The sequence below is a fragment of the Streptomyces sp. NPDC040432 genome (assembly GCF_055595445.1).
Window position 1 is genome coordinate 588,094 of the sequence record NZ_JBVIVP010000003.1, and the last position, 26,378, is coordinate 614,471.

Consider the following 26,378-nt stretch of genomic DNA (forward strand, 5'->3'; position numbering starts at 1 on the left):
GGCGACCTACGCGTCCACCGGCTCACGGGTGCGTTCGCCGCCCCGGTCCCCGGTGTTGCGGGTGCCGGCGGGCTCGAAGAGCAGGATCGCCACCTCCTCGTCCGCCACCGGCTGGTGCTCGACCCCGCGCGGGACCACGTACAGCTCGCCCGGGTGCAGGACGACCTCGCCGTCCCGAAGTCGGATCGTGAGGGTGCCGCTCACCACGAGGAACATCTCGTCGGTGTCCTCGTGGCTGTGCCACACGAACTCGCCGTGCAGCCGGGCCGCCTTGACCTCGTAGTCGTTGACGCGGGCGATCCGGCGCGGAGCCCACCGCTCCGTGAAACCGGCGAGCTTCTCGGCGATGTTGACCTTCTGTGTCGTCATGTGGACAGGCTGCCCCGGCGGGCGGGGCCGGTCTTGTACGTTCCTGACATGGCCGCCGCACCCCCGCGCAGTACCGTCACCGCCTGGCGGCCGTCGGTCGCCGGCATCGCCGAGGTCTTCCACGCCCGGTTCACCGCGCACGCCTACCCGGCGCACGTCCACGACACCTGGACCCTGATGCTCCTCGATCGCGGCCGGGTGGACTTCGCCCTCGACCGTGAGCGGCACGGCGCCGACGCCCGTGACCCGGTGATCCTGCTGCCGCCCGGCGTGGCCCACGACGGCCGGACCGTCACCGGGACGGGCTTCCGCAAACGGGTGCTGTACCTCGACACCTCAGTCCTGCCGGAACGGTTGACCGGGGCCGCCGTGGACGCCCCGCTGCTGCGCGACGCGGCGCTCGGGGAGCGCCTGGACGGGCTGCACCGGGCCTTGGCCGCGCCCGATCCGTTGGAGGCCGAGACGCGGTTGGCCTTCGTGGGGGAGCGGCTGCGGTGGTGGTTGGCCGGGCGGCGGCCCGCGCCGTACGAGGGGCCGGGCGTGGGGGTCGCCGTACGGCTGCGGGAGCTGCTGGACGCCCGGGTGGTCGAGGGCATCACGCTCGCGCAGGCCGCGGCCGCGCTGGGCGGCGTACATCCGACCCACCTCGTGCGGGCCTTCCGGCGGGCCTACGGGCTGCCGCCGCACTCCTACCTGATCGGACGACGGGTGGCCCGGGCGCGGGAGTTGCTGTTGGCGGGGACGCCGGCCGCGGAGGCGGCGACGGCGGCAGGGTTCCACGACCAGGCGCACCTGACGCGTCACTTCGGACGGTACGTCGGGATCGGGCCGGCCGGATTCGCCCGTTCCAGCCGTAGGTGAAGGGGAGTTGGCGGGTTCGTTGCGATGCAGTTGCCGCCCCTTCCCATTTATTTCTGTTCGACATATGACAGTCCGGCAGTACTCGCCCGCGCCGACGCGGACGATCCAGCAGGACCAGTCGAACCAGGAGGAAGGCCTTCATGCGCCTTCGCACGCTCGTCACCACCGCGGTGACCACCGCCGCACTCGCCGGAGCACTCACCCCGCAGGCCGTCGCGGCCCCCGAGGACCGTGCCTGCTCACCCCACCTGTCGGTCAGGGGATTCTCCGACTCGCTCGACAAGAGCCTCCTCGGCGGGCGACTGGTCGGCGGCATCTCCGGCCTCTCTCTCGACCGCGACGGTTCGGTCGCCGCGATCTCCGACAAGTCGGCGCTCTACCGCCTCAAGGTCGCCCGCGGCGACACCCCGACGGCCACGGCCACCGCCCGGCTGCCCCTGACGGACGGCGCCGGGAAGGCGCTGGACTCCGAGGGAGTGGTCGTCGACCGTGACGGCACCTACCTCGTCACCGATGAGAACGCCCCCGCCGTCCGCCGCCACAGCCGCACCGGCGGGATCCTCGACACCCTGCCCGTCCCGCCCGCGTTCCGCCTCGCGCCACAGGGGCGGGCCACCGTGAACCAGACCTTCGAAGCGCTCACCCTGCTGCCGGGCGGCCGCACCCTCGTCGCCGGCGTCGAGGGCCCGCTCGCCGGCGACGGCGAGGACGCGCGGGGCCGCACCCTGCAACGCGTCCAGACCTGGGAGCGCGGCCGGGACGGACGGTTCGTGCTCGGGCGCCAGTACGCCTACCCCGTCGACGCCGGCCACGGCCTGGTCGAGCTCGCGCCGACCCGCGACGGGCGACTGATCGTGCTGGAACGGGGCTTCACCCAGCAGTTCGCCATCACCGTGCGGCTGTACGTCGCCGACCCGCTCGGCGCGAGCGACACCACCCGGATCGACACCCTCACCGCCGGCCCCGGCCTGCGGGTCGCCCGCAAGACACCCATCGGCGACCTGAACGACTGCCCGACGCTCGGCGCCCCGTCGAAACTGCCGCAGAACCACCCGCTGGTCGACAACGTCGAGGGCATGGTCGTCCTCGACGACGACAGCCGAGGCCGCACCCGACTGCTGCTGGCCAGTGACGACAACGAGTTCCCCCAGCAGATCACCCGGCTCTACACGCTGGACGTGCGCCTGCCGGCGCGCCGCCACCGCTAGGCCCTGCCCTACGGTCCGACCACACCCCGGGCCACACCGAGCGCCACCAGGTCCTGGGGACGGATGCGCAGCTGCTCCGCCGTCTCCGGGGCCCGGTCCGCGGGGCGCTTGAGGATGGCCGCCGCCAACTCCGGGGCGATCACGGAGAAGTAGCTGTCCGGGGTCACCCAGGTGTTCCCGGGCGCGGCCAGCGCCAGCGCGCCACCCGAACCGCCCTCCCCGATCAGCAGGGTCGTCACCGGGACCGTCGCCGCCGCGAGCGCCGCGAAGGCATCGGCGATGGCCGCGCCGGCCCCCGCGTGCTCCGCCGCGGCGTCGTTGGCCGCGCCGGGGGTGTCCACCAGGGTCAGCACCGGGATCCCGAGCCGGTCCGCGAGCCGCACCAGGCGGGCGGCCGTACGGTAGCCCGCCGGGCGGGTGGCGGTGCCGCACTGGGCGGCGTACGCCACGGCCCGCCCGTCCCGCACCCCGAAACCGCACAGCATCCCCGGATCGACGCCGCCGGCGCGGTCCCCGGAGACCGGCAGCCACAGGTCGAAGTACGCCTCCAGGTACGCCTGGGCGCGGGGCCGGGCCGGACGCCGGGCCAGCAGGACGGCGTCCCAGCCGGTCGCCGGCGGCGGCACGTCGGCCAAGGCGGCCGGCGGCTCCACGGCCCCCGCCGGCCGGGGCGCGGTCAGCACGCGCAACCAGTCCGCCAGCACCGCGGGCAGCTCCGCCGGGGGCACCACGGCATCGACGTGCCCGGCGGCGTACTGGCCCTCGGCGGTGTAGGCCGCCGGATCGGCGTCGGCGGGCCGCACCCGGGACCCGGCGAAGCCGACCTGCGCCCCCGGGAGCGCGAGCACCACGTCCGCGCCGGCCCCGAGGGTGGCCCACCCGCCGCCGGTCGTCGGATCGCGCAGCACCGCGATCTGCGGCAGCCCGGCCGCCCGGGTCCGTACGCACTGCGCGGCGACCCGCTGGAGCTGGGTCAGCGCGAGCATCCCCTCCTGCATCCGGGAGCCGCCCGTGGCGATCAGCGACACCAGCGGCAGGCCGCGCTCCCGAGCGTGCCCGTACGCGGCTTCGAGCCGGTCTCCGGTGCGGCGCCCGAGGGACCCGCCGAGGAATCCGAACTCGAACGAGATCAGGCCGACTTCGCGGCCACCGATGCGGGCGGTGCCGGTCACGACGGACTCCTGCTCACCGGTACGGGCCGTGGCCCGGGCCCGGGAGGCGTCGTAGCCGGCCCAGCCGAGGGGGCCGTCGGCCGGTGACTCCCCCGGCGGGGAGGGGAGTTCGGCGAAGCTGTCGGGATCCACGAGGGCGGCGATGGCGGCGCGGGCCGAGAGGCGGGTCGTCACCCCCACACCCTAGGCCCGCCCCCACCGAACGCCCGTCCCCGGTGCACACCCACCATCCCGGCCCCGCGCCGCCGGGGGGTTACGGGTGCAGGCTCCCGGGGCGCCGCCCCGCGCCTCAATCGCCGGCGGGGCTGGGGTGTGCGGCGGTGCCGGACGGGCAGCGGGGCCGGGTGGCCCGTAGAACGGGAGGAAGCGGGGTCACGGTGCAGGTTCCCGGGGCTCCGCCCCGGACCCCGCGCCTCAAACGCCGGCGAGGCTGAAAGGCCCGCCTCAAACGCCGGCGAGGCTGAAAGGTCCGCCTCAACCGCCGGCGGGGCTGAAGGTCCGCCTCAATCGCCGGCGGGGCTGGATTTGGTCGGGGTCGGGGACGGGGTGGGGTGTCGGCCGGGACTAAAACGTGATTTGTTGGCGCAAGGCGCCGCCCGGCCATCGCAGCCCCTGCCAGGGCGCGATAAATCATGCCCGTCCCGGACGACACCCCACCCCGGCACCGGCCCCGACCCACCCGCAGCCCCCGACCCACCCCCGACCCGGCCCCCCAAGCAACCGCCCGGCCAGGGCTAGAGCGGTGACTGCCACCTCAGGGTCGTGCCGCACGTGCCCGAGTCCGTGCGGCCGTCGTCGGAGACGGTCAGGTGGACCCGGGTCGGGGTCGCGTCGACGCCGACCTCGATGGAGGTGACCCCGACCCGACGGTGCGCCGCGGCCAGCGCACCGCGCAGGGCGGCGAGCAGATCCCCCGCCACCGGCTCCGACAGCAACGCGTCCACCGCTCCCGCGAAGTGCACCGACGGCTGGAACCCCAGCAGCACCGCCGCCCCGCCGGTCTCCCGCAGGACCCGCCCCCGGAACGTCGTGGGGGCGTCGGTCGGCGGCTGCTGGAGGGCGAAGATGGCCGTGCGGACCTCCTGGATGGTGGAGTCCAGCTCGTCGACGGCACGGCTCAGTTCCTCACCGACCGTGTCCCCGGTCGGCGCGTTCGAGGAGCGCCGCCGCGTGCTCTCCAGCATCATCTCCGTGGCGAACAGCCGCTGGACCACCAGGTCGTGCAGGTCCCGCGCGATCCGGTCCCGGTCCTCGTAGACGGCCAGCTGTTCGCGGTCGTGCTGCGCGTCCGCGAGGACGAGCGCCAGCGCGGCCTGGGAGGCGAACTGCGAGGCCAGCAGCCGGTCCACGGCGTCGTACGGCGGCCCGCCCCGGGCCCTGGGCAGGGCCAGCGTCCCGATCAGTTGGCCGCCGCTCTGCAGCGGCAGCATCATGCTCGGGCCGAAGCGTTCCCGTACGTGGGTGGTCATTCGCGGGTCGGTGGCGGAGTCGTCGATGAACACGGGTTCCCCGCCGAGCAGTTGCTCCAGCACCGCCGAACCGGGCTCGATGGCCGTGCCCACCAGGTCCCCGGGGTCCCCGTGCGTGGAGGCGGCGACGATCTCCATACCGCCCTCCGGGGTCGGCTGGAGCACCACCCCGGCCGCGGCGTCCGCCAACAGCCGGGCCCGCTCGGCCACGCACATCAGGGCGTCAGCGGCGGGCCGCCCCGCCAGTAGGGTGGTCGTGACCGCGGCGGCGCCCTCGATCCAGCGTTCCCGCCGCCGTGCGGTCTCGTACAGCCGGGCGTTGCCGATCGCTATGCCCGCCTGGGAGGCCAGGACGCGCAGCAGTGCGACGTCCGCGTCGGTGAACGGGCCGCCGCCGCGCTTCTCCGTGAGGTACAGGTTCCCGAAGACCTCGGTGTGGACCCGGATCGGTACGCCGAGGAAGCCGTGCATGGGCGGGTGGCCGGGCGGGAAGCCCGCCGAGCGCGGGTCCTGCGTCAGGTCGTCCAGCAGGAGCGGTCGGGGATCGGTGATCAGCGCCCCGAGAAGGCCGGCGCGGCCGTCGGGGAGCCGGCCGATCGCGGCCCGCTCGTCCTCGGTCAGGCCGGCGGTGAACAGCTTGGTCAGCCGGACGCGCTCGGGGTCGACGACCCCGAGCGCCCCGTACCGTGCCGCGCACAGTTCGGCGGCGGATTCCACGATGTGCTGGAGGGTGGAGTCCAGTTCCAGCTCCGAGCCGACGCTGAGGACGGCTTCCAGCAGGACCGGGAGGCCGGCCGGTTCGGTGGCGGGAGCCGTTTCCCCCGTCATCCGGCCAACGGGTTGAGAACCATGGGTGCGATCTTCCCTTCCAGCATCGCGCCGAGGCCGAGCACGGCGCACACGTCGGGCCGTTCCGCGATGGCGACGGGCATTCCGGTGGCGTCGCGCAGCATCTGGTCCAGGCCCGGCAGCAGGGCGCTGCCGCCCACCATCATGATCCCCCGGTCCGTCAGGTCCGCGACCAGGTCCGGAGGGCAGTCGCGGAGGACCTTGCCGATGCCGTCGATGACGGCGGTCAGCGGGGTGTGGATGGCGTCGCGGACCGCGGCGGTGTCCACCTGGACGGACCGGGCGAGTCCGGTGGCCACGTCGCGGCCGTGGATGAGGGTGGAGGTCGGGCCCTCGGGGGTGAGTCCGTTGCCGTGGAGGGCCAGCTGGAGCGGCCGGACGGCCTGGCTCGGCAGCATCAGCTCGTGTGCGTGGCGCAGGTGCTGGACCACGGCGTGGTCGATGGCCTCGCCGCCGATGGGGATCCGCTGGGCGGTGACGATCGAGCCGAGGGAGAGGACCGCCACCTGGGTGGCCGCCGCCCCGCACACCATGATCATCGTCGCGGTCGGCTGCTCCACGGGCAGGCCGCAGCCGACGGCCGCCGCGATCAGGGTGTCGACGAGTTCGACGCGGCGGGCGCCGAGCCCGACGAGGGTCTCGACGGTGGCCCGCTGGGCCAGCGGGTCCGCGTCGTGCGGGGTGCAGGCGGCGGCGCGCAGCCGGGGCTTGCGGCGCAGTGCGCGGCGCAGCTTCTCGCCGAGCAGGTGACGCAGCATCCGCTGGGCCATTTCGATGTCGACGACGGTGCCGCCGGAGACCGGACGGACGACCCGGATGTAGTCGGGCGTACGGCCCGTCATCCGTTCGGCGAAGGTGCCGACGGCGATGAGCGCGCCGGTCCGGGTGTTGACGGCGGCGACGCTGGGCTCGTCGACGACCAGGCCGGCGCCCTTCACGTACACGCGGGTCCTGGCGGCTCCCAGGTCGACGGCGACGTGGCAGCGGCGCAACTGCTCAAGACTTACGGTCACGGCAGGTCCTCCCGAGAGCACTGACGCAAAGGACCGACGGGTGCCGGTCGCAATTCATATCTTCTCGGGTAAATGGGGTGGGGCGCCCGTTGAGATGCTCCGGGCGGGGTGGGGCGGACGGGTCCGGAGGTGCTGCACGGGGGTGGATTTCTGTACCGACAGGCACCACCATGCGCGCACGTCCGCGCTACTGGCGCGTAACAAGGTAAAGGGGACCCGATGCTGACGCCCCGCCAGACGATCCTGGCGCTCCTGGCGCTCTGCGCCGCCCTGCTCGCGCCGCTGCCGGCCCACGCGGCCACCGGCACCCCCGCCGGTCCGTCCGTCGGCGTCCGCAATCCGGTGGTCCTCGTCCACGGGTACAACGCCGACCCGGGCGTCTGGGGCTCCCTCAGGGAGGACCTGAAGGCCGACGGGTACACCGACTCGGAGCTCTTCTCGTGGGGTTACGACACCCACCGGTCCGTCAACGAGGTCCTCTCCGGACGGCTCGCCGCCTACGTCGACCAGGTCCGCCGTCAGACCGGCGCCGCCCGGGTCGACATCGTCAGCCACTCCTTCGGATCCCTCGTCAGCCGCTGGTACGTCAAGTACGGGGGCGGTGGCGCGAGCGTCGGGCGCTGGGTCTCGCTGGCCGGCCCCAACCACGGCACCTCCACCGCCTGGGCGTGCGCGCTGTGGGACCAGGCGTGCCGGGACATGACCCCCGGCTCCTACGTCGTGAAGAACCTCGCCGCCGGGGACGAGACCCCGGGTGACGTGCGGTACGCGACCTTCTGGTCGGAGTGCGACGAGATCGTCAACCCCGACAGCAGCGTCCCGCTCACCGGCGCGGTCAACACTCCGGTCGGCTGCCTCGACCACAACGAGCTGCTCGGCGACGAGGCCACCTCGGCGGGGGTCCGCGCCTTCCTCGCCTCCTGAAGCGCCCCGGCGCTCCTCCCGCGTCCGGGCGCGCGCCCCTTCCCGCGCCCCCGACCGGGCCGCCCCGCCCCCTCAGCCCGTTCCCGGCGCCCCGCCGTCGGTGACCCGCTGGAGCAGCCCGTACGTGAACTCCGCCACGTACGGCCGCCCCGACGCCGTGAACGCCAGCCGCCACCGCGTCGGGGCGGTGCCCTCCATGGGGCGCACCGGGGCGAAGGCCCGCGCCACCTCGTCCACCGTCGCCGACCAGGGCCGCAGGTCGGCGGCCGTCTCCAGGACGGGCGCCGGCGCCCCCGGGGCCCGGACCAGCCATTCGTTCCACACCGCCCCGTCCGGCGCGGCCAGCACCTCGAAGCACAGCTCGGGCCAGAGCGGGAGCCGCCACAGCAGCGCCTCGCACTCCAGGTCGCCGATGGTCCGCCGGTCCACCGACTCCGGGGGTCCGAGCACGGACCGGTAGCGGGTCAGGGCGCCGCGGGAGCGGGGCGAGCGAACCATGGCCTGCCAGCGCTTGTTCGCCTCGCGCTGCTCGGCGTGACCGGCGCCCATCCGCAGCCGGGCCTCCTCGGCGAGGTCGGGTTGGAAGTCCGCCATCCTGCGGAGCAGGACGAGCTGGAATGCGGCCGGGCCGAAGGCCGCACGGGTGCCGGGACGCGGGTTCGCAGTCATGGAGGCAAAGATTCCACACAGGATCCTTACGAACCCGCGATGCGGAAGTCGCGTTCGACCACGTAGCCTGCGGGCCCCATGGACTACTGCCACGCCTGTCGGAGGCACCTCAACGGCGCACTCGCGTGCGCCGGCTGCGGAACTCCGGCCGCCCACCTGATACCCGCCGCCCCGACCGCGGGGGCGGTGCCCCCTGCCGCGCCGCCCGGTTCCGGCCCACCTGCCGCACTGTCGGAGGTGTACGCCGACTCGCTCGTGGTGCTGTCCGGCCCGGACGGTGGCAGGGCCGGTGCCCGTCGGCGGGCCGACGGTCGCCGCCGGACCCGGCGGACCGTGCTGTCCGTGGGCCTCGGACTGGCCCTCGCGGCGGGCGGTTCGATCGCCGTGGCCCGGATCGTGACCGAGGACGAGGGGGTGGACCGGGCCGGCCAGGTCGTCATGAAGGACGACGCGGAGCCGCAGCAGGCGGTGCCGGCCCCGACCCCGAGCGGTGGTGCGGTGCCCTCGGCCCGGGCCGGCGGGGTCGCCGGGACGGCGAAGGCCACCGCGGGCGCGACGAAGTCGGCCGGGCCCACGGGGTCGCCGAGCGCGTCGGTGTCCCCGTCGAGCGCGGAGACCTCCGCCTCCGCGAAGCCGGAGCCCTCGCGGAGCAGCGCCGGGGCGTCCGTACGCCCTTCGAAGCCGGCGCAGCCCGCGCCGAGCACCTCCACGACGTCGAAGCCGGCGCAGCCCTCGCCCACGAAGACCCAGCCGGCCAAGCCGACCCCCAAGCCGACGCCCACCGAGGACGACGACTGCTGGCTGTTCTGCTGGTGAGTCGCCGGGCGGTCAGCCCAGCATCCTCCTGAGCAGGTCCCGCAGGGCCGTGCGCTCGTCGGGCGACAGCCCGGAGAGGGGTTCGCGGGCGAAGTCCAGGGACTCGCGCAGCCGCTCCGCGGTCCGCAGGCCCTCTTCCGTCGGCGCGGCCAGCTTCACCCGCCGGTCGGCCGGGTCGGGGCGGCGTTCGACCAGTCCGCGCGTCTCCAGCCGGTCGATGATGCCGGTCACGTTGGACGGCTCGCAGCGCAGCTTCTGCGCGATGCGCCGCATGGGCAGCGGCTCCACCGACAGCAGTGCCAGTACCCGGGCCTGGGCCCCGGTGAGCTGATGGCGCGCGGCGGCGTCCTCGTACTCCATGTGGTAGCGGGCCACGACGTCGCCGATGAGCTCGACGACCTCAAGGGTCACTGGGTCTGTGCGACGACTGGGCATGGCAACAGCGTACCCATTTACTTGACAACATGAAATATCCAGCTGCATGGTTGTTTCATGTGGTGAAGCACTTCCGGTGCGACACCGTCCCACCCCCAGGTCATCAGGAGCGCCCCATGTCCGAGATCCCTGCCGTCAGCCGCGAATGGCACCTCGTCCGCCGCCCGCAGGGCTGGCCCGTCGCCGAGGACTTCGCCCTGCGCGAGGTACCGGTGTCCGCCGAGCCCGCCCCCGGCCGGGTCCTGGTCCGCAACCTCCACATGTCCGTCGACCCCTACATGCGGGGTCGGATGAACGACACCAAGTCCTACGTTCCGCCCTTCCAGCTCGACGAGCCGATGCAGGGCGGCGCGGTCGGCGAGGTCGTCGCCTCCGCCGCCGAGGGCTTCGCGGTCGGTGACCACGTCCTGCACCACCTGGGCTGGCGCGAGTACGCGGACGTCGACGCGAAGCACGCCACCAAGGTCGACGCCTCGATCGCGCCCCTCTCCGCCTACCTCGGTGTCCTCGGCATGCCGGGCCTGACCGCCTACGCGGGCCTCTTCGAGGTCGCCTCCTTCAAGGAGGGCGACGCCGTCTTCGTGTCCGGTGCGGCCGGTGCCGTCGGCGGTCTCGTCGGCCAGTTCGCGAAGATCAAGGGTGCCTCCCGGGTGATCGGCTCCGCCGGCTCGGACGAGAAGGTGACGCTCCTCACGGAGAAGTACGGCTTCGACGCCGCCTTCAACTACAAGAACGGGCCCGTGGCCGAGCAGCTGCGCGCGGCCGCCCCCGAAGGCATCGACGTGTACTTCGACAACGTCGGCGGGGACCACCTGGAAGCCGCGATCTCCTCCCTGAACGTCCACGGCCGCGCCACCCTCTGCGGTGCCATCGCCGGCTACAACGACACCGAGCCCGCACCGGGCCCGCGCAACCTGATGATGGTCATCGGCAAGCGGCTGCGGCTCCAGGGCATCCTGGTCGGCGACCACGCCGGCCTGCAGCAGCAGTTCGTCCAGGACGTGGCCGGTTGGCTGAACTCCGGCGAGCTCCGCTACGACGAGACGGTCGTCGAGGGCGTCGAGAACGCGACCTCGGCCTTCCTCGGAATGCTCCGCGGCGAGAACACCGGAAAGATGATCGTTTCCTTCACCGGTTAGGCTCACTCCACACCGTCGTGATCGTGGGCGCGCATCACGGCGATTCATCCGGAGGATTTGCTTTCATGTCCATCACCCAGTCCGACGTCGCGTACACCGCCGTAGCCACCGCCGAGAACGGCCGTGACGGCCGCGTCGCCACCACCGACGGCAAGCTCGACGTCGTCGTGAACCCGCCGAAGGAGCTCGGTGGCAGCGGCGAGGGCACCAACCCCGAGCAGCTGTTCGCCGCCGGCTACAGCGCCTGCTTCCAGGGCGCCCTCGGTGTCGTCGCGAAGAACGAGAACGCCGACATCTCCGGCTCCACCGTCACCGCCGAGGTCGGCATCGGCAAGAACGACGAGGGCTTCGGCCTGATCGTCAAGATCTCCGCCGTGATCCCGAACGTGGACGCCGCCACCGCCAAGGACCTCATCGAGAAGGCCCACCAGGTCTGCCCGTACTCCAAGGCGACCCGCGGCAACATCACGGTCGAGCTGGCCGTCTGATCCCCGCCGAACGCAGCGAAGGCCGCACCCCTCCCGGAGGGGTGCGGCCTTCGCCGTAAACTGGCCCCATGCGTGATCTTGCGGGGGGCTTCCGGTACTTGCTGGCCGGACAGCGATGGGTGTTCGGACACGGCCGCTGGCTGGGCTTCGGCCTGCTGCCGGGCCTCGTCGCGCTGGTGCTGTACATCGGCGCGCTGATCGGGCTGTACCACGGCGCCGACGACTTCACCGCCTGGGCGACGCCCTTCGCCTCGGACTGGTCCTCGCCGTGGCTCGACATCTTCCGGGGCACCCTGACCGCCCTGGTCTTCGCCCTCGGGCTGTTCCTCGCGGTCATCACCTTCACCGCGGTGACCCTGCTCGTCGGCCAGCCCTTCTACGAGTCCCTCTCCGAGCAGGTCGACCGGACCGAGGGCGGCGAGGTCCCCGAATCGGGGCGCTCCCTGTGGGAGGACCTGTGGATCTCCGCCCGCGACAGCCTGCGGCTGCTCCTGCGGGTGGCCCTCTTCGGCATCCTGCTGTTCGCCCTCGGGTTCGTTCCGGTGCTCGGGCAGACCGTCGTCCCGGCGATCGGCTTCTGCGTCTCCGGCTTCTTCCTCACCCAGGAGCTCACCTCCGTCGCCCTCCAGCGGCGCCGGGTGGACCTCGACGAGCAGCTGACCCTGCTGCGCGGGCGCCGCGCGCTGGCCCTCGGCTTCGGCGTGCCCCTGGTCCTGTCGTTCCTCGTCCCGTTCGTCGCCGTCTTCCTGATGCCGGGCGCGGTGGCCGGGGCGACGCTGATGGCCCGCGAACTCGTCGGCGCCGACGAGGAGACGCCGGGGCGGGAGCCCGGCGGGAAGGGCGGGCCCGACCAGGCACCCCCGGTCCCCGGCTTCGGCCCCCCGCCCTCCTCCTACGCGTAGCCCCCGGAACGGGACCGCGTCCCGTTACGCCGCCCGGCGCCGCAGCAGGGTGAGGGCCCCGGTCGTGTCCTCGCCCGCGTGGGCGGCCGGGTCGGCGGTCAGCCGCTCCCGCATCAGGTCCAGGTACGGCCTGATCAGCTCGGCGCTGACGCCCTGATCGGCGGCGGCCGTCAGCAGGGTCGCACTTCCCGCGACCTGCATCGCGAGGTTGGACTCCACCCCGGAGGTGAAGTCCCCGGAGGTCAGCCGCTCGGCGACGTTCCCGGCGAAGAATCCCATCGCGCCCAGCCACTCGGACAGCAGCGGGGACAGGCTCGCGGGGGCGATGTCCTCGCCCTCGATCAGGGCGTAGGCGTGCGAGATCCCCGCGAACAGCCCGTACATCGCGCTGAGCAGCGCCACGTCGTGCAGGGCCGCGTGCCCCGGGTCCTCACCGACGAAGCGGGCCCCGGCCGGGACCTCCAGGGCGGCCCGGTGGGTGTCGAAGAGGGTGCGCGAGCCGCTGTAGAAGACGTAGCCGCCGGCCTCCGGGCCACCGATCATCGACGGCGTTCCCATGATTCCGGCGTCCAGGAAGCGGGCACCGCGGGCCTGCGCCCAGGCGGCCCGCGCCCGGCCCTCGGCGGGCGTGCCGGTGGTGAGGTTGACCAGGTCCTTGCCGGTCAGGTCGACGCCGTCGAGGGTGGCGCCGATGGACTTGTCGTCCAGCAGGCAGAGCACGATCAGGTCGCTCGCGGCGACCGCTCGGGCGGGATCCTCGGCGACCAGGGCGCCCTCGGGGGCCAGGGCGGCGGCCTTGGCGGCGGTGCGGTTCCAGACGGTGAGCGGATGCCCGGCGGCGAGCCAGGCGCGGGCGAGGACGGTTCCCATGGCGCCGAGGCCGAGGAGGGTGAGCGGGGTCTTCGTCGTGTGCGTGTCGGTCATGCGGTTTAGCCTGGTGGCAGGCGGTGAACCGCTCAAGTACGCACTTCGGGGTGGGTGGTTACCCCGAAGTGAGCGAGCAGGTGGGGAGGGGTGCGCGATGGCGCTGACACGCAGGCCCGGAGCGGATCACTGCGGGATCGCCGCGGCGATGTCGGTGATCGACGGTAAGTGGAAGGTCTCGCTCCTGTGGGAGTTGGACCAACATCCGGGACGCCGCTTCGGCGAGCTGCGCCGACTGGTCCCGGGCGTCTCGGAAAAGGTCCTCGCCGCGCAACTGCGCGAGCTGGAGGCCGACGGGATCGTCCACCGCGAGGTGTACGACGAGGTCCCGCCCCGGGTGGAGTACTCGCTGACCCCGCTCGGCCAGGAGCTGAACACGGCCCTGGAGGCGCTGGGCGCCTGGGGCACCCGGCACCTCCTGCCGGCCCCCGCGGTGGCGCCGGTCCCCGTCTGACCGCGGCCCGACGTGCGGGGCCGACCGCCGACCGGGCCCTCCGGGACGGGGGTTCCCGTCCCGGAGGGCCCGGTAGGCGGCGCCGTCGGGCGGCCGGTGGCGCGGGCGGGCTCCTCGGCGGGCCCGTCAGACGGTGGCGCGGGGCATCTCGGCGGGGATCTCCGCCGTCACCACGCCCTCCTCCGTGGCGCCCGCCTCGGCCAGCAGCGCTCCGCCCGGGGCCCAGACGGCCGACCGGCCGCAGCCGGTCCACCGCCCGGCCGGACCGACGTGGTTGGCGAGGACCACGTACAGACCGTGGTCCCGCGCGATGCCCGGGTACACGGTGGCCCGCTCGGCGATCCCGTCGCCCGAGCCGTACAGGGTGCTCGCCAGGTGCACCCGGCAGCCGTCGGCCGCCGCCCGGCCGGCCAGATCCGGGAAGTGGTTGTCGTAGCAGACGCCCAACGAGAAGGGGATGCCGCCGAGTTCGAAGCGACCGTCACCGGAGCCGGGCCGGAAGGCGTCGTGCTCCAGCTGGTAGAGGTGCTGCTTCGCGTACGTGGTCAGGAGCGCGCCGTCCGCGCCGTAGACCAGCGTCGCGATGAGGGGGCGGCCCCCGTCGGCCGCGGGCAGCGCGACGTTGACCGCGGTCGCGATGCCCGCGGAGCGCACCGGGTCCAGGCGGGGATCGTCGGCCGCGGTCCACAGGCCCGGATCGGCGGCGAGCGCCTCCAGTTCGTAGCCGGTGAGCGTGAACTCCGGGAACACCACCAGCTCGGCGCCCCGTTCCCGGGCGCAGACGGCGAGGCCGGCGGCACGGGCGGCGTTGGCGACGACGTCCGCCGGGACGCAGCTCAGCTGCGCCGCCGCGATCCTCACACGCCCTCCCCGCCCGGCTTGACCGCCTTGCCCGGCTGCGGAACGAACCGCGTCTCCAATGACTCGATCACGACGTGGTGGTCGGAGAACGGCGAGTCGATCACCGTGCACCCGCGTCGGACCTCGCTGCTGAAGAGATAGTCGATCTTCGCGCCGGAGCCGTGCGTGGCCCGTCCGGTGCGTGCGGCGCCGCTCTGGTCGCACTCCCGGTAGCCGCCCTCCAGTTCGGGGCGTGCGGCGTAGAGGCCGGCGGGCCACACCCAGGCGTCCTTGGGGTTCGTGGAGTCGGGGGAGAGGGCGTTGAAGTCCCCGCCGAAGACCGTGCCCGGGAAGGTGTTCACGATCGCCTTGATCTCCTTGAGCTGGTCGTCCCGGTAGTCCCAGGTCGGCTGCTCCGGATTGCTGCCCAGGGGCGAGAGGTGGACGTTGCAGAGTCGGACCTTCAGCTCCGCCGACGTCGCGCACTGGAAGGGGCGCTGCTGGCCGACGTACGGCTGCGTCGTCGGGTACTCCCGGGCGTCCGTCATCTGCCCCTTCAGGACGATCGCGGTGCCGATGCGGTCGGCCCGCCCGTTGTCCTCGCCGCACCGGCTGTTCCACTTCCCCGAGGCGCCCTGGGACCACTGGTACGGCGCGAAGCTCTTGCTCCAGCCCGGGCCCAACTGGGCCATCAGGGAGGTGAGGTCGTCCTCGCACAGCTCCTGGAGCAGCACGGCCCGCACGTCCTTGTCCCGGACCTGGTCCTTCACCACGTCGATCTTCTGCTGGGGCGTTCCGGTGCCCTCGCAGTGCCACGTGGCGCGCTGCGAGCCGCAGATGTTCCAGGACATGACCTGGAACGGCGTCGTCGCGGCCGTGGCGGACGGCGCTCCCAGGCCGGTGGCGAGCAGCAGGGTGGTCAGTACCCCCGCGCCCCTCTTCAGTGCTCCGGACGTGCTCATGAAAACTCCCCGTTCTCGGACGACTTCGTCGCCGATCAAGGTATCCGCCCGTCCGGCCAGGTCAGTTGGTGGGTCCCGGCCCCCGAAGCAGGGTCAGGAAGGAGCGGAACGCGGCGGGCATGTCCACCGATTCGGGGGCGAGCAGCCACTGGTACTGGAGGCCGTCCATGACCGCCGTCAGCAGGGGGGCGGCCTGCTCCGGGGTCAGCCCCGAGGGGAGTCGCTCCCCGAACTCGGTGCGCAGCAGGGCCGCCATCTCGCCGCGCACCTGGGCGTAGCGCTCGGTGAAGAACTCCCGGGCCGGGTGGCCGTCGGTCACGCTCTCGCCCAGCAGGGCGGAGAAGGTCTGGACGATGCCGGGCCGCATGGCGTTGTACTCGACGAGGGACTCCAGCAGATCCAGCCGCCAGGCGCCGCCCGCGACCCGTGAGCCGCCCCCGGTGTCCCAGCGGTCGCGTTCCTCCAGTACCGCCACGAGCAGGGACTCCTTGGTCGGGAAGTAGTGCAGCAGCCCCTGTTGGGTCAGGCCCACGCGCTCGGCGACCGCACCCAGGGCGGCGCCCCGGTACCCCCGCTCCGCGATCACCTCGACCGCCGCGCGGACGATCTCGCCGCGCCGCTCCTCGCTCCGCGCCCTGGCCATCGCCGGCACCCCTTCCGTTTTCGCCGCCAGCAGGACCGTACGGCATTCCAATGTCACGAATCCATCACGAACCCTACCGTTCGCCAGGGAACGGGTCCACGATGGGGCCACCCCACCCTCACCGCACCGCACTCAATGAGGAGGCACGGCCGTGACCGATGCTGCCGAGAACGGCGACCTGACCCAGGACGGCGACCTGACCCAGGACGGGATCCGGGACCTGAGCCGGGACGCGAGCGGCGACCGGGTCCGCGAGGAGGCCGTGGAAGCGGCACTCGGCAAACTGGACCTCGACACCAAGGCCCGCCTGTTGGCCGGTCAGGACATGTGGTCCCTGCCCGCCCTTCCCGAGATCGGCCTGAGCTCGCTGATCATGTCCGACGGCCCCATCGGCGTCCGCGGCGTGCGCTGGACCGCCGACGACCCGTCGATCGCCCTGCCCTCACCGACGGCCCTGGCCGCGTCCTGGGACCCCGACCTCGCCCGCCGGGCGGGCCGGCTCCTCGCGCAGGAGGCCCGCCGCAAGGGCGTCCACGTCCTGCTGGCGCCCACCGTCAACCTGCACCGCTCGCCGCTCGGCGGCCGCCACTTCGAGTGCTACTCCGAGGACCCGTACCTGACCGGGGAGATCGGCAGCGGCTACGTCAACGGAGTCCAGGACGGCGGGGTCGGCACCACCGTCAAGCACTTCGTCGGCAACGACGCGGAGACCGAACGCTTCACCGTCGACTGCGTCATCGCCCCCCGCGCGCTGCGCGAGCTGTACCTGGCGCCCTTCGAGGCCATCGTGACCAACGCCCACCCGTGGGGGATCATGACCTCCTACAACCGTGTCAACGGCATCTCGATGACCGAGAACACGTACCTGGTGAACGAGGTCCTGCGCGACGAGTGGGGCTTCGACGGCTGCAACGTCTCCGATTGGATGGCGGCCCGCTCCACCACCGGCGACATCCTCGGCGGCCTCGACGTCGCCATGCCCGGCCCCGACACCGTCTACGGGCCCGCCCTCGCCGGGGCCGTCCGGGCCGGCGAGGTCCCCGAGTCCGCCGTGGACGACGCCGTACGCAACGTGCTGCGGCTCGCCGCCCGCGTCGGCGCCCTGGAGGGCGCCCCGCCCGCCGTCACCGAGCTGCCGGACCCCGTGGACGGGCAGGCCCTGGCCCGGGAGATCGCGGCCCGCGGCTTCGTCCTCGTGCGCAACGAGGGCGGCGTGCTGCCGCTCGCGGCGGGCGGGGGCCGCACGGTCGCCCTGCTCGGCGCCGCCGCCCGCGACGCGCGCATCCTCGGCGGCGGCAGCGCCACCGTGTTCCCCGAGCGGCTGATCCCGCCGCTCGACGGTCTCACCGCGGCCCTCCCGGAAGGCGCCCTGACCTTCGCGGTCGGCGCCGACCCGAGCGAGGAGCTCGTCCCCGCCGACAAGGGCTTCACCCTGCGGGCCGTGTGCCGGGACGCCTCCGGCGCCGTTCTCGGCGAGGGCAGCCTGCCGAGCGGCCAGGTCCAGTGGATCGGCGACGACCTGCCCGCGGGCGTCTCGTACGCGACCATGGCGACCATCGAGGTCACCGGGACCTTCGTGCCGCGCGAGAGCGGCGAGCACTCCTTCGGCACTCGCGGTCTCGGCGCCTTCGCCCTCTCCGTCGACGGAACCCTCCTGTGGGAGGGCGTCCAGGAACTGGGCAACGAGGCCGACCCCTTCGAGGCCTTCTTCGGCGCGCCCAGCGAGCGCGGCCGGATCCACCTCGCGGAGGACCGCCCCGTGGAGGTGGCGCTGACCTACCGGGTCCCCGACATGGGGGCGGTGTCCCTCAAGGCGATCATGTTCTCGCTGCTCCACACCGGGCCCCGGCGGGACGCCGACGAACTGATCGCCGAGGCCGTGGAAGTCGCCCGGGCCGCCGACACCGCCATCGTGGTCGTCGCCACCACCGAGCGGGTCGAGTCCGAGGGCTTCGACCGCGAGGACCTCGCCCTGCCGGGCCGCCAGGACGACCTCGTGCGCGCCGTCGCCGCCGTGAACCCGAACACCGTGGTCGTGGTCAACGCGGGCTCGCCGGTGGAGCTGCCCTGGCGCGAGGAGGTCGCCGCCGTCCTGCTGACCTGGTTCCCCGGTCAGGAGGGCGGGGCCGCGCTGGCCGACGTGCTCCTCGGGGACGCCGAGCCCGGCGGGCGCCTGCCCACCACCTGGCCCGCCGCCCTCGCCGACGCGCCCGTCACCGAGGTGATCCCCGACGGGGGGACCCTGGAGTACACGGAGGGGCTCCTCATCGGTTACCGCGCCTACGAGGCCGGCTCCGTCGTCCCCGCCTACCCCTTCGGGCACGGGCTCGGCTACACGGACTGGGCGTACGAGTCGCTGCACGCCGGCCCCGAGGCCGTCCGGGTCCGCCTCACCAACACCGGCAGCCGGCCGGGCCGCGAGGTCGTCCAGGTCTACCTGGCGCCCGTCGCCGACGGCGCGGAGCGTCCCGCCAGTTGGCTGGCCGGCTTCGCGGGCGTCGAGGCCGGGCCCGGGGAGAGCGTCGAGGTGGAGATCGCCCTGCCCGCCCGCGCCTTCGAGATCTGGGACGAGGAGGCCCGCGGCCGGCGGCGGATCGGCGGCCGCTACGAGGTCCGGGCGAGCCACTCGCACACCGACACGCGGCTGACGGTCACGCTCGACCTGCCGTGATCCGCCGACGCGCGATCAGCCGGCCCGCCGTCGCGGAATCCGTCGTCGGATGATCTGACGACCCGACGCGGAGCGCCGCGAACCGCCGTGCGACACGCCGGAGGGCCGGATGGCCTGAAGTCGACCCTCGCGCGGCCCCGGAACGGACCGGAGGCGGGCCCTGACACCCGCCTCCGGTCCCTCGCGTCAACGCGGTGGCTCCGCCGCCGTCACCTGCCGGTGCGCCAGTTCGGCGAGCCGCGCCTGCCCGTTCCTGCCCGGGTGGAACCAGTCCCAGTGGCTCAACTGATCGGCCGAGAACGGGTACTGGAACACGGCGCCGCCGTCGTAGCGACACAGCGCGTCCTTCCCGCACACCTCGCGCAGCACCTCGTTGTACTCGACCACCCGCGCCCGCACCTGTTCCCGGCGGGCCGTGGCCCCCGAGGTCGCCGACAGCGGTTCGGCAAGCATGGACTGACAGATCCCCAGCTTCCAGATCTGTCGGACCATCGGGCTGTCCTTGCCCTGCTCCCACAGCCGCTGGAGGTCGGGCACGGAGGACACGTAGACCTGCGAGGTGGGGGACGCCGCCCGCAGTTCCTTGAGGGCCTTGTCGAACCCGTCGCGGAACTCCGCCACCGGAGTCATCGACGAAGCGGTCGGCCGGCAGGCGTCGTTCGAGCCGACCATCACCGTGACCAGGTCGGGCTTGTGCGCTGCCGCCGCCGTCAGCTGCGCCGACAGGTCCGCCATCCGGGAGCCGGTCACCGCGAGGTTCCAGCTGCGCGCGGGCGCCTGCGCCTCGCCGAGCAGCCGGGCGGCGAGGGAGCGGACCAGGGGGTCGTTGCCGGTCGCCCAGGACGCCTCCGGGCAGTCCGCCAGCACCGAACAGGCGTCGAACCCGCGGGTGATGGAATCGCCGACGGCGGCGATCGACGTGGGAGCGGTGTTCCAGCGCGGCGCGGCGGCCTGCGCCCCCCGCTCGCCCCCGTCCGCCGGACCGCTCTCCTCGCACGCCGTGACGGACGCGGCCAGGAGGGCCACCGCCACGCCCGCGCCCGCGAGGGTGCGGCGCGCGCGGCGGCGCGGAGCGGTGGTGCGCATGGGGTGGTCCTCCCTCGTCGCCCCTTGTGCTCCAGGGGCGTCCTGCTGAGTGAATGCTCTGTGTTTACCGGCCTCGGAGCGACCGTACGTCACACCACGACCCCTGGCGCACGGTAGCTTTTTCCCGTGGCGTTTCGGCCGCCTCTGCCGATGCGCAATGTCAAATAATTTCCGTTACATTACATCACGTCACATACTGTCCGTTTTCTGGAGTTTATTCCCGACCTCGTCCCACACTGGAGGTCCCGGTGACGACACGTGGAGTTCTGTACGTGCATTCCGCACCGCGTGCGCTCTGCCCGCACGTGGAATGGGCCGTGGCGGGCGTGCTCGGGGTGCGGGTGAACCTCGACTGGATCCGTCAGCCCGCCTCCCCCGGCACCTGGAGAGCCGAGTTCTCCTGGCAGGCCGAGGCGGGCACCGCCTCGAAACTCGCCTCCGCGCTGCGCGGCTGGCACCTGCTCCGCTTCGAAGTGACCGCCGAACCCTGTCCGACCGCCGAGGGCGAGCGCTACAGCTCCACGCCGGACCTCGGCATCTTCCACGCCGTCACCGGCATGCACGGCGACATCCTGATCCCCGAGGACCGCCTGCGCGCCGCCCTCGCCCGGTCCGTCCGAGGCGAGACCAACCTGGAAGCCGAGATCGCCAAGCTCCTCGGGAAGCCCTGGGACGACGAACTGGAACCCTTCCGGTACGCCGGTGAGGGCGCCCCGGTCCGCTGGCTCCACCAGGTCGTCTGACACCACCGGCGACGAGCCGGTACGAGAAGGGCCCCGCCCGGCAGAAGCCGGGCGGGGCCCTTCACGTCGTACGGGACTCCGGTCAGACGGAACGGAACGCGAGCGTCACGTTGTGGCCGCCGAAGCCGAAGGAGTTGTTGATCGCCGAGATCGGGCCGTCGACGGGCAGCTTGCGCGGCTCACCGCGCACGATGTCCGCGTCGATGTCGTCGTCCAGCTCGGTGACGTTGATCGTCGGCGGGGCGATCCGGTGGTACAGCGCCAGGACGGTCGCGACCGTCTCGATGCCGCCCGCGCCGCCCAGCAGGTGACCGGTCATCGACTTGGTCGCGGAGATCGCGATGTGGTCGAGGTCGTCGCCCAGGACCTTGCGCAGGGCCTTCAGCTCGGCCGTGTCGCCCTGCGGGGTCGACGTGGCGTGCGCGTTCAGGTGCACCAGCTCGGACGGGTCCAGGTCGGTGTTGTCGAGCAGGTTCTGCACCGCGGCCGCGACACCGCGGCCCGTCGGCTCCGGCTGCGCGATGTGGTGGCTGTCCGCGGACAGGCCCTGGCCCAGCACCTCGCAGTAGACGCGGGCACCGCGCTTCGCGGCGTGCTCCGCGGACTCCAGCACCACGACGCCCGCGCCCTCGCCGAGGACGAAGCCGTCACGGCCCTTGTCGTACGGACGGGAGGCGCCGGTCGGGTCCTCGTTGTTCTTCGACATCGCCATCATGTTGGCGAACGCGGCGATGGGCAGCGGGTGGATCGCCGCCTCCGTGCCGCCCGCGACGACCACGTCGGCACGGCCCGTACGGATCATCTCGACGGCGTAGCCGATGGCCTCGGCGCCCGACGCGCACGCGCTGACCGGGGTGTGCACACCGGCGCGGGCGTTGACCTCAAGACCGACGTTCGCCGACGGGCCGTTCGGCATGAGCATGGGGACGGTGTGCGGGGAGACCCGGCGCACACCCTTTTCCTTCAGGACGTCGTACTGGTCGAGCAGGGTGGTGACGCCGCCGATACCGGAGGCGATCACGGTGCCCAGGCGCTCGGGAACGATCGAGTCGTCCTCGCCCGCCGGAGCGGTGTAGCCGGCGTCGGCCCATGCCTCACGGGCGGCGATGACGGCGAACTGCGCCGAACGGTCGAGCTTGCGGGCCAGGGGGCGGGGCAGTACCTCGCTCGGATCCACGGCTGCCTGCGCGGCGATGCGGACCGGGAGTTCGGCGAACCGCTCGCCCTCCAGGGGCGTGACACCGGACCGGCCGGCGAGCAGGCCTTCCCAGGTCGAAGCGCTGTCGCCACCCAGCGGAGTGGTTGCGCCGATACCGGTGACGACCACGGTGCGATTGGTCGGGCTCACAGGAATTCTTTCTCCACGTCTCAGGGGGTGCTGAATTGTCACGGCGCCACCGCCAGGTGGCGACAAACGCTCGGCAGGCTTTAGGCCTGGTTCTTCAGGATGTAGTTCGCGGCGTCGCCGACCGTCTTGAGGTTCTTGACGTCCTCGTCCGGGATCTTGACGTCGAAGCGCTCTTCGGCGGCGACGACGACCTCGACCATGGACAGGGAGTCGACGTCCAGGTCGTCGGTGAAGGACTTGTCGAGCTGCACGTCCTCCTGCGGGATGCCGGCGATCTCGTTGACGATCTCGGCGAGACCTTCGACGATCTCTTCCTGGGTGGCGGCCATGTGGCGCTCCTTCTATAGCTGAATGGGTTGATCAGGGGCGGAACGGATTCCGACCCTAGGGGAGGGTAACGACCGTCGCGGCGTATACGAGTCCCGCCCCGAAGCCGATGACGAGCGCGGTGTCGCCGCTCTTCGCCGCTCCGGTCGCCAGGAGCCGCTCCATAGCGAGCGGAATCGAGGCGGCCGACGTATTGCCGGTGGTTTCCACGTCACGGGCGACCGTGACGTGTTCCGGCAGCTTCAGAGTCTTCACCATCGAGTCGATGATCCGCATGTTCGCCTGGTGCGGAATGAAGACGTCCAGGTCTTCCGCGGTGATCCCGGCGGCGTCGAGCGCCTGCTGGGCCACCTTGGCCATCTCGAAGACGGCCCAGCGGAAGACCGCCTGACCCTCCTGCGTGATGGCCGGGAACTTCTCCCCGGCACCCTTGCCGAGGTACTCGTCCCACGGCACGGTCTGCTTGATGGTCTCGGACTTGTCGCCCTCCGAACCCCACACCGTGGGGCCGATGGCCGGTTCGTCCGACGGACCCACCACCACGGCACCCGCACCGTCACCGAACAGGAAGGCCGTCGCGCGGTCCTCCAGGTCGGTCAGGTCCGAAAGCCGCTCCACGCCGATGACGAGGACGTACTGGGCCGATCCCTCGACCACCATGCCCTTGGCGAGGGTCAGGCCGTAGCCGAAACCGGCACAGCCCGCGGAGATGTCGAACGCGGCGGGCTTCACCGCGCCGACGCGGTGTGCGATCTCCGTCGCCACGGCCGGGGTCTGCTTGAAGTGCGAGACCGTCGAGACGATCACGGCGCCGATCTGCTCCGGAGCGATCCCGGCATCGGCCAGCGCCTTCCCGGACGCCTCCACCGACATCTGGGCGACCGTCTCGTGCGGACCGGCCCAGTGCCGCGTGGCGATGCCGGACCGGGACCGGATCCACTCGTCGGACGAGTCGATCGTCTCCAGGATGACCTCGTTGGGCACCACACGGGTCGGACGGTAGCCGCCGACACCCAGGATGCGGGCGTACGGGGAGCCCTTGGCCGGCTTGATCTTGGACATGCTGTGTGGGCTCCTTCTCTCAGGCCGCGTGCTCGGCGAGGAGCGCCGCGGCCTTTTCGAGATCGTCCGGCGTCTTCAGGGCCACGCTCGGCACACCCTTGAGGGCGCGCTTGGCGAGACCCGTCAGCGTGCCACCGGGGCACAGCTCGACGATCCCGGAAACGCCCAGCGAGGCGAACGTCTCCATGCACAGGTCCCAGCGGACCGGGTTCGCGACCTGGCCGACCAGGCGGGCGACGACGTCGGCGCCCGAATCGATGACGAGGCCGTCCCTGTTCGACACGTACTTCAGGACCGGGTCGGCCGGCGTGAGGGCCTGGGCGGCCTTCTCCAGCTCGGCGACCGCGGGGGCCATGTGGTGCGTGTGGAAGGCGCCCGCGACCTTGAGGGCGACGACCTTCATGGAGCCTTCGGGCTTCTCGTCCACCAGGGCGGCGATCTGCTCGACGGTACCGGCGGCCACGATCTGGCCCGCTCCGTTGATGTTGGCCGGGGTCAACCCCAGCTTCTCCAGATGTGCGACCACCACGTCCTGGTCGCCGCCGAGGACGGCTGCCATGCCGGTCTCGGTGACGGCTGCCGCGTCGGCCATGCCCAGACCGCGGGTACGGACGAACGACAGGGCGTCCGCGTCGGACAGCACGCCCGCGACCGCGGCCGCGGTGATCTCGCCGACGCTGTGGCCCGCCACGGCACCGAAGGCCGAGGACGCGCCGAGCGCGGAAGCGGACAGCAGACCCGCCGCGACGAGCAGCGGCTGTGCCACGGCCGTGTCGCGGATCTCCTCCGCGTCGGCCTTCGTGCCGTAGTGGGCAAGGTCGAGCCCGATGGCGTCCGACCAGCCGGCGACGCGGTCTGCGGCGCCGGGAAGTTCGAGCCAGGGAGTCAGGAAGCCGGGCGTCTGAGCGCCTTGGCCTGGAGCGACGAGTACGAGCACCCTCACACTCTCTCTTGTGGATGGTCCCTGCCGCCCGTGGGGACAGGGACGAAGAACCGTCGGGGTAATTGTTGATGTCCGACAAAAGTCTAGGACTGCGGATCCCCGTCGGCCAGACGCCCCAGGATCAGGGCGATTCGCAGTGTGAACGCCGAGCGGACATCGGACGGTGACCATCCGGTGACGTCGGTCACACGTCGGAGCCGGTAGCGCACCGTGTTGGGGTGCACGAACAGCATCCGTGCGGCCCCCTCCAGGCTGCTCGCCTGCTCCAGATAGACGCTCAGCGTCTCCAGCAGAGCGGAGCCCGCCTCCTCCAGCGGTCTGTAGATCTCCTCCACCAGCTGCTCCCTGGCCGAGGGATCCGACGCGATCGCGCGTTCCGGCAGGAGATCGTCCGCCAGGACCGGTCGGGGCGCGTCCTGCCACGCCGTGCAGGCCTTCAGGCCGGCCGCCGCCGCCTGCGCGGACTTCGTCGCGTTCAGCAGGTCCGGGACCACCGGCCCCGCCACCACCGCACCGGCCGCGAACGGCCCGATCAGCGACTTCGCCACCTGCATCGGGTTGTCGCTGCCACCGGCGATCACCACGAGACGGTCGCCGAGCACCCCCGTGAGCACCTGCAACTTGTGGTGGCGGGCCGCACGCCGGATCGCCTCGACCGTCAGCTCGCTGTCCCCGTCCGGCGCCGTGCCCAGCACCACGCACACGTGCTCCGGCGAGTTCCAGCCGAGCGCGGCGGCCCGCGACAGGGCGCCCTCGTCGGCCTCGCCCGACAGCACCGCGTTCACCACGAGGGACTCCAGGCGGGCGTCCCACGCCCCGCGCGCCTCGGCGGCCTGCGCGTACACCTGGGCGGTCGCGAAGGCGATCTCCCGGGCGTACACCAGCAGGGCCTCGCGCAGGATCGACTCGTCGCCGGGCGCCGCGACCTCGTCGATCGCGGTCTCCATGACCTCGATCGTCGTCCGCACCATCTCGACGGTCTGCCGCAGGGTGATCGCCCGGGTCAGCTCCCGCGGAGCCGTCCCGAACACGTCGGTGGAGATCGCCTGGGGCGTCTCGGGGTGCCGGAACCACTCCGTGAACGCGGCGATGCCGGCTTGGGCGACCAGACCGATCCACGAGCGGTTCTCCGGCGGCATCGCCCGGTACCACGGAAGGGTCTCGTCCATGCGCGCGATGGCGTTGGCGGCGAGCCGGCCGGACGACTTCTCCAGCCGGCGCAGCGTCGCGGCGTGCGGATGGGCCGGATGCGCGGGACGGATGTCGGGTGACTGCTCACGTTCGGGTTGGGGCACGGGACAAGACTGCCTTATCGGCGCCCCGGCGCGGACTCCGGTCCCGCGCCCCGTCCCACCCCTCGGGCTACGGTGGCCACCATGATTGATGTACGCCGAGCCGCCGACCGGTACGCGGGAGGGGATCCGGGCGCCGGGATCACCACCGGGCACGCCTTCTCCTTCGGGTCCTTCTACGACCCGGACAACATCCGCTTCGGCCCGGTGCTCGCCTGCAACGAGGAACGCCTCGCGCCCGGCGCGGGCTTCGACGAGCACCCCCACAGCAACACCGAGATCGTCACCTGGGTGATCGAGGGCGAGCTCACCCACCGGGACGGCGTCAGCGGCGACACGGGTCTGGTGCGCCCCGGTGACGTGCAGCGGCTCGGCGCCGCGTCCGGGGCCCGGCACGTGGAGCGCAACGACGGGGTCGCGCCGCTGAGGTTCGTACAGACGTGGCTGGCGCCGCTCACCGCCGGCGGTGAGCCCTCGTACGAGCTGGTGCGAGGCCTGGCGGACGGCACCCCGTACGAGGTACCGGCGGCCGGAGCCGTGCTGCACGTCCGGCGGCCGGCCGCGGGCCAGCGGGTGGCCGTACCGGACGCGGAGCGCGTCTACCTGCACGTCGTCCGGGGGGACCTGCGGCTCGACGGGGAGGAGCTGGGCCCCGGGGACTCGGCGCGGATCACCGGCGAGAAGGGCCTGGAGGTCACCGCGGGCTCCCCGGGGGAGCTGCTGATCTGGGAGCTGCCGCTGTGAGGCCCTAGGGCCGGTCGTCGAACTC

The 26,378-nt window shown here is 72.8% G+C and carries 27 protein-coding genes; 11 read left to right on the top strand and 16 right to left on the bottom strand.

The annotated features are described in order from the left end of the window. Positions 1–6: 6 nt before the first annotated feature. The gene (locus ACZ58N_RS09750) at positions 7–369 is read right to left on the bottom strand and encodes a cupin domain-containing protein (protein ID WP_471157400.1); all 363 of its coding nucleotides are present in this window, start codon (positions 367–369) and stop codon (positions 7–9) included. Between the two features lie 48 nt (positions 370–417). On the opposite strand from ACZ58N_RS09750, the gene ACZ58N_RS09755 reads away from it, so the two are divergent. Together ACZ58N_RS09755 and ACZ58N_RS09760 are read left to right on the top strand one after the other, a co-directional pair. Next, a complete protein-coding gene (locus tag ACZ58N_RS09755) occupies positions 418–1,230 on the top strand; it encodes an AraC family transcriptional regulator (RefSeq protein WP_471157402.1) in 813 nt (270 codons plus the stop codon). A 140-nt stretch (positions 1,231–1,370) separates the two neighbouring features. Continuing rightward, a complete protein-coding gene (locus ACZ58N_RS09760) occupies positions 1,371–2,438 on the top strand; it encodes an esterase-like activity of phytase family protein (RefSeq protein ID WP_471157403.1) in 1,068 nt (355 codons plus the stop codon). Between the two features lie 8 nt (positions 2,439–2,446). Here ACZ58N_RS09760 and ACZ58N_RS09765 read toward each other — a convergent pair whose 3' ends face one another. From ACZ58N_RS09765 to ACZ58N_RS09775, 3 genes are all read right to left on the bottom strand, one after another. Continuing rightward, positions 2,447–3,784 (bottom strand): carboxyl transferase domain-containing protein, encoded by a 1,338-nt coding sequence (locus ACZ58N_RS09765; RefSeq protein WP_471157405.1) that lies wholly within the window; start codon positions 3,782–3,784, stop codon positions 2,447–2,449. A 560-nt stretch (positions 3,785–4,344) separates the two neighbouring features. Continuing rightward, a complete protein-coding gene (locus tag ACZ58N_RS09770; protein WP_471157406.1) occupies positions 4,345–5,907 on the bottom strand; it encodes a GAF domain-containing protein in 1,563 nt (520 codons plus the stop codon). Further along, positions 5,904–6,941, bottom strand: a complete 1,038-nt coding sequence (locus tag ACZ58N_RS09775) for a rod shape-determining protein (RefSeq protein ID WP_385572292.1) — start codon at positions 6,939–6,941, stop codon at positions 5,904–5,906. The genes ACZ58N_RS09770 and ACZ58N_RS09775 overlap by 4 nt, the downstream gene beginning before the upstream one ends. Before the next feature lie 219 nt (positions 6,942–7,160). Here ACZ58N_RS09775 and ACZ58N_RS09780 point away from each other — a divergent pair, with 219 nt between their 5' ends. Further along, complete coding sequence (locus tag ACZ58N_RS09780; RefSeq protein WP_471157408.1) at positions 7,161–7,865, top strand: esterase/lipase family protein; 705 nt, start codon at positions 7,161–7,163, stop codon at positions 7,863–7,865. Positions 7,866–7,937: 72 nt separating this feature from the next. On the opposite strand, the gene ACZ58N_RS09785 is transcribed toward ACZ58N_RS09780, so the two are convergent. Then, on the bottom strand, positions 7,938–8,534 hold the full coding sequence (locus ACZ58N_RS09785; RefSeq protein WP_471157409.1) for a hypothetical protein: 597 nt from the start codon (positions 8,532–8,534) through the stop codon (positions 7,938–7,940). A gap of 78 nt (positions 8,535–8,612) precedes the next feature. On the opposite strand from ACZ58N_RS09785, the gene ACZ58N_RS09790 reads away from it, so the two are divergent. Then, positions 8,613–9,350 carry an SCO2400 family protein gene (locus ACZ58N_RS09790; protein WP_471157410.1) on the top strand — a complete coding sequence of 246 codons (738 nt, stop codon included), beginning with the start codon at positions 8,613–8,615 and terminating at the stop codon, positions 9,348–9,350. 12 nt (positions 9,351–9,362) lie between these two features. Here ACZ58N_RS09790 and ACZ58N_RS09795 read toward each other — a convergent pair whose 3' ends face one another. Continuing rightward, positions 9,363–9,785: a MarR family winged helix-turn-helix transcriptional regulator gene (locus tag ACZ58N_RS09795; protein WP_389708941.1), complete on the bottom strand. Its 423-nt coding sequence runs from the start codon at positions 9,783–9,785 to the stop codon at positions 9,363–9,365. A 116-nt stretch (positions 9,786–9,901) separates the two neighbouring features. Here ACZ58N_RS09795 and ACZ58N_RS09800 point away from each other — a divergent pair, with 116 nt between their 5' ends. The 3 genes from ACZ58N_RS09800 (at position 9,902) to ACZ58N_RS09810 (ending at position 12,314) form a co-directional block, all read left to right on the top strand. Then, the gene (locus tag ACZ58N_RS09800; protein ID WP_471157412.1) at positions 9,902–10,924 is read left to right on the top strand and encodes an NADP-dependent oxidoreductase; all 1,023 of its coding nucleotides are present in this window, start codon (positions 9,902–9,904) and stop codon (positions 10,922–10,924) included. 65 nt (positions 10,925–10,989) lie between these two features. Next, positions 10,990–11,412, top strand: a complete 423-nt coding sequence (locus ACZ58N_RS09805) for an organic hydroperoxide resistance protein (protein WP_471157414.1) — start codon at positions 10,990–10,992, stop codon at positions 11,410–11,412. Positions 11,413–11,480: 68 nt separating this feature from the next. Further along, positions 11,481–12,314, top strand: coding sequence for an EI24 domain-containing protein (locus ACZ58N_RS09810; RefSeq protein WP_471157415.1), 834 nt, complete (start codon positions 11,481–11,483; stop codon positions 12,312–12,314). A 24-nt stretch (positions 12,315–12,338) separates the two neighbouring features. Here the strand turns inward: ACZ58N_RS09810 and ACZ58N_RS09815 are convergent, their stop codons facing one another. Then, complete coding sequence (locus tag ACZ58N_RS09815; RefSeq protein ID WP_471157417.1) at positions 12,339–13,238, bottom strand: NAD(P)-dependent oxidoreductase; 900 nt, start codon at positions 13,236–13,238, stop codon at positions 12,339–12,341. A gap of 97 nt (positions 13,239–13,335) precedes the next feature. Between ACZ58N_RS09815 and ACZ58N_RS09820 the strand changes: the two genes are divergently transcribed. Next, the gene (locus ACZ58N_RS09820) at positions 13,336–13,692 is read left to right on the top strand and encodes a winged helix-turn-helix transcriptional regulator (RefSeq protein ID WP_471157419.1); all 357 of its coding nucleotides are present in this window, start codon (positions 13,336–13,338) and stop codon (positions 13,690–13,692) included. 126 nt (positions 13,693–13,818) lie between these two features. Here ACZ58N_RS09820 and ACZ58N_RS09825 read toward each other — a convergent pair whose 3' ends face one another. From ACZ58N_RS09825 to ACZ58N_RS09835, 3 genes are all read right to left on the bottom strand, one after another. Next, on the bottom strand, positions 13,819–14,553 hold the full coding sequence (locus tag ACZ58N_RS09825; protein WP_471157421.1) for a carbon-nitrogen hydrolase family protein: 735 nt from the start codon (positions 14,551–14,553) through the stop codon (positions 13,819–13,821). Beyond that, positions 14,550–15,494, bottom strand: coding sequence for an endonuclease/exonuclease/phosphatase family protein (locus tag ACZ58N_RS09830; protein WP_471157423.1), 945 nt, complete (start codon positions 15,492–15,494; stop codon positions 14,550–14,552). Before ACZ58N_RS09830 ends, ACZ58N_RS09825 begins: the two co-directional genes overlap by 4 nt. A gap of 61 nt (positions 15,495–15,555) precedes the next feature. Continuing rightward, complete coding sequence (locus tag ACZ58N_RS09835; RefSeq protein ID WP_471157577.1) at positions 15,556–16,137, bottom strand: TetR/AcrR family transcriptional regulator; 582 nt, start codon at positions 16,135–16,137, stop codon at positions 15,556–15,558. Between the two features lie 220 nt (positions 16,138–16,357). Here ACZ58N_RS09835 and ACZ58N_RS09840 point away from each other — a divergent pair, with 220 nt between their 5' ends. Then, positions 16,358–18,808 (top strand): beta-glucosidase, encoded by a 2,451-nt coding sequence (locus ACZ58N_RS09840; RefSeq protein ID WP_471157579.1) that lies wholly within the window; start codon positions 16,358–16,360, stop codon positions 18,806–18,808. 186 nt (positions 18,809–18,994) lie between these two features. Here the strand turns inward: ACZ58N_RS09840 and ACZ58N_RS09845 are convergent, their stop codons facing one another. Beyond that, on the bottom strand, positions 18,995–19,894 hold the full coding sequence (locus ACZ58N_RS09845) for an SGNH/GDSL hydrolase family protein (protein WP_471157424.1): 900 nt from the start codon (positions 19,892–19,894) through the stop codon (positions 18,995–18,997). Positions 19,895–20,142: 248 nt separating this feature from the next. On the opposite strand from ACZ58N_RS09845, the gene ACZ58N_RS09850 reads away from it, so the two are divergent. Next, positions 20,143–20,637 (top strand): DUF3145 domain-containing protein, encoded by a 495-nt coding sequence (locus ACZ58N_RS09850; RefSeq protein ID WP_471157425.1) that lies wholly within the window; start codon positions 20,143–20,145, stop codon positions 20,635–20,637. A gap of 82 nt (positions 20,638–20,719) precedes the next feature. Here ACZ58N_RS09850 and fabF read toward each other — a convergent pair whose 3' ends face one another. From fabF to ACZ58N_RS09875, 5 genes are all read right to left on the bottom strand, one after another. Continuing rightward, complete coding sequence (gene fabF / locus ACZ58N_RS09855; protein ID WP_471157426.1) at positions 20,720–21,985, bottom strand: beta-ketoacyl-ACP synthase II; 1,266 nt, start codon at positions 21,983–21,985, stop codon at positions 20,720–20,722. An 80-nt stretch (positions 21,986–22,065) separates the two neighbouring features. Then, complete coding sequence (locus ACZ58N_RS09860) at positions 22,066–22,314, bottom strand: acyl carrier protein (RefSeq protein ID WP_471157427.1); 249 nt, start codon at positions 22,312–22,314, stop codon at positions 22,066–22,068. Between the two features lie 55 nt (positions 22,315–22,369). Continuing rightward, positions 22,370–23,374 (bottom strand): beta-ketoacyl-ACP synthase 3, encoded by a 1,005-nt coding sequence (locus tag ACZ58N_RS09865; protein ID WP_471157429.1) that lies wholly within the window; start codon positions 23,372–23,374, stop codon positions 22,370–22,372. Between the two features lie 19 nt (positions 23,375–23,393). Next, the gene (locus ACZ58N_RS09870; protein ID WP_471157430.1) at positions 23,394–24,311 is read right to left on the bottom strand and encodes an ACP S-malonyltransferase; all 918 of its coding nucleotides are present in this window, start codon (positions 24,309–24,311) and stop codon (positions 23,394–23,396) included. Positions 24,312–24,400: 89 nt separating this feature from the next. After that, complete coding sequence (locus tag ACZ58N_RS09875) at positions 24,401–25,612, bottom strand: PucR family transcriptional regulator (protein ID WP_471157431.1); 1,212 nt, start codon at positions 25,610–25,612, stop codon at positions 24,401–24,403. 81 nt (positions 25,613–25,693) lie between these two features. On the opposite strand from ACZ58N_RS09875, the gene ACZ58N_RS09880 reads away from it, so the two are divergent. Beyond that, positions 25,694–26,353 (top strand): pirin family protein, encoded by a 660-nt coding sequence (locus ACZ58N_RS09880; RefSeq protein ID WP_471157432.1) that lies wholly within the window; start codon positions 25,694–25,696, stop codon positions 26,351–26,353. Positions 26,354–26,378: the final 25 nt, after the last annotated feature.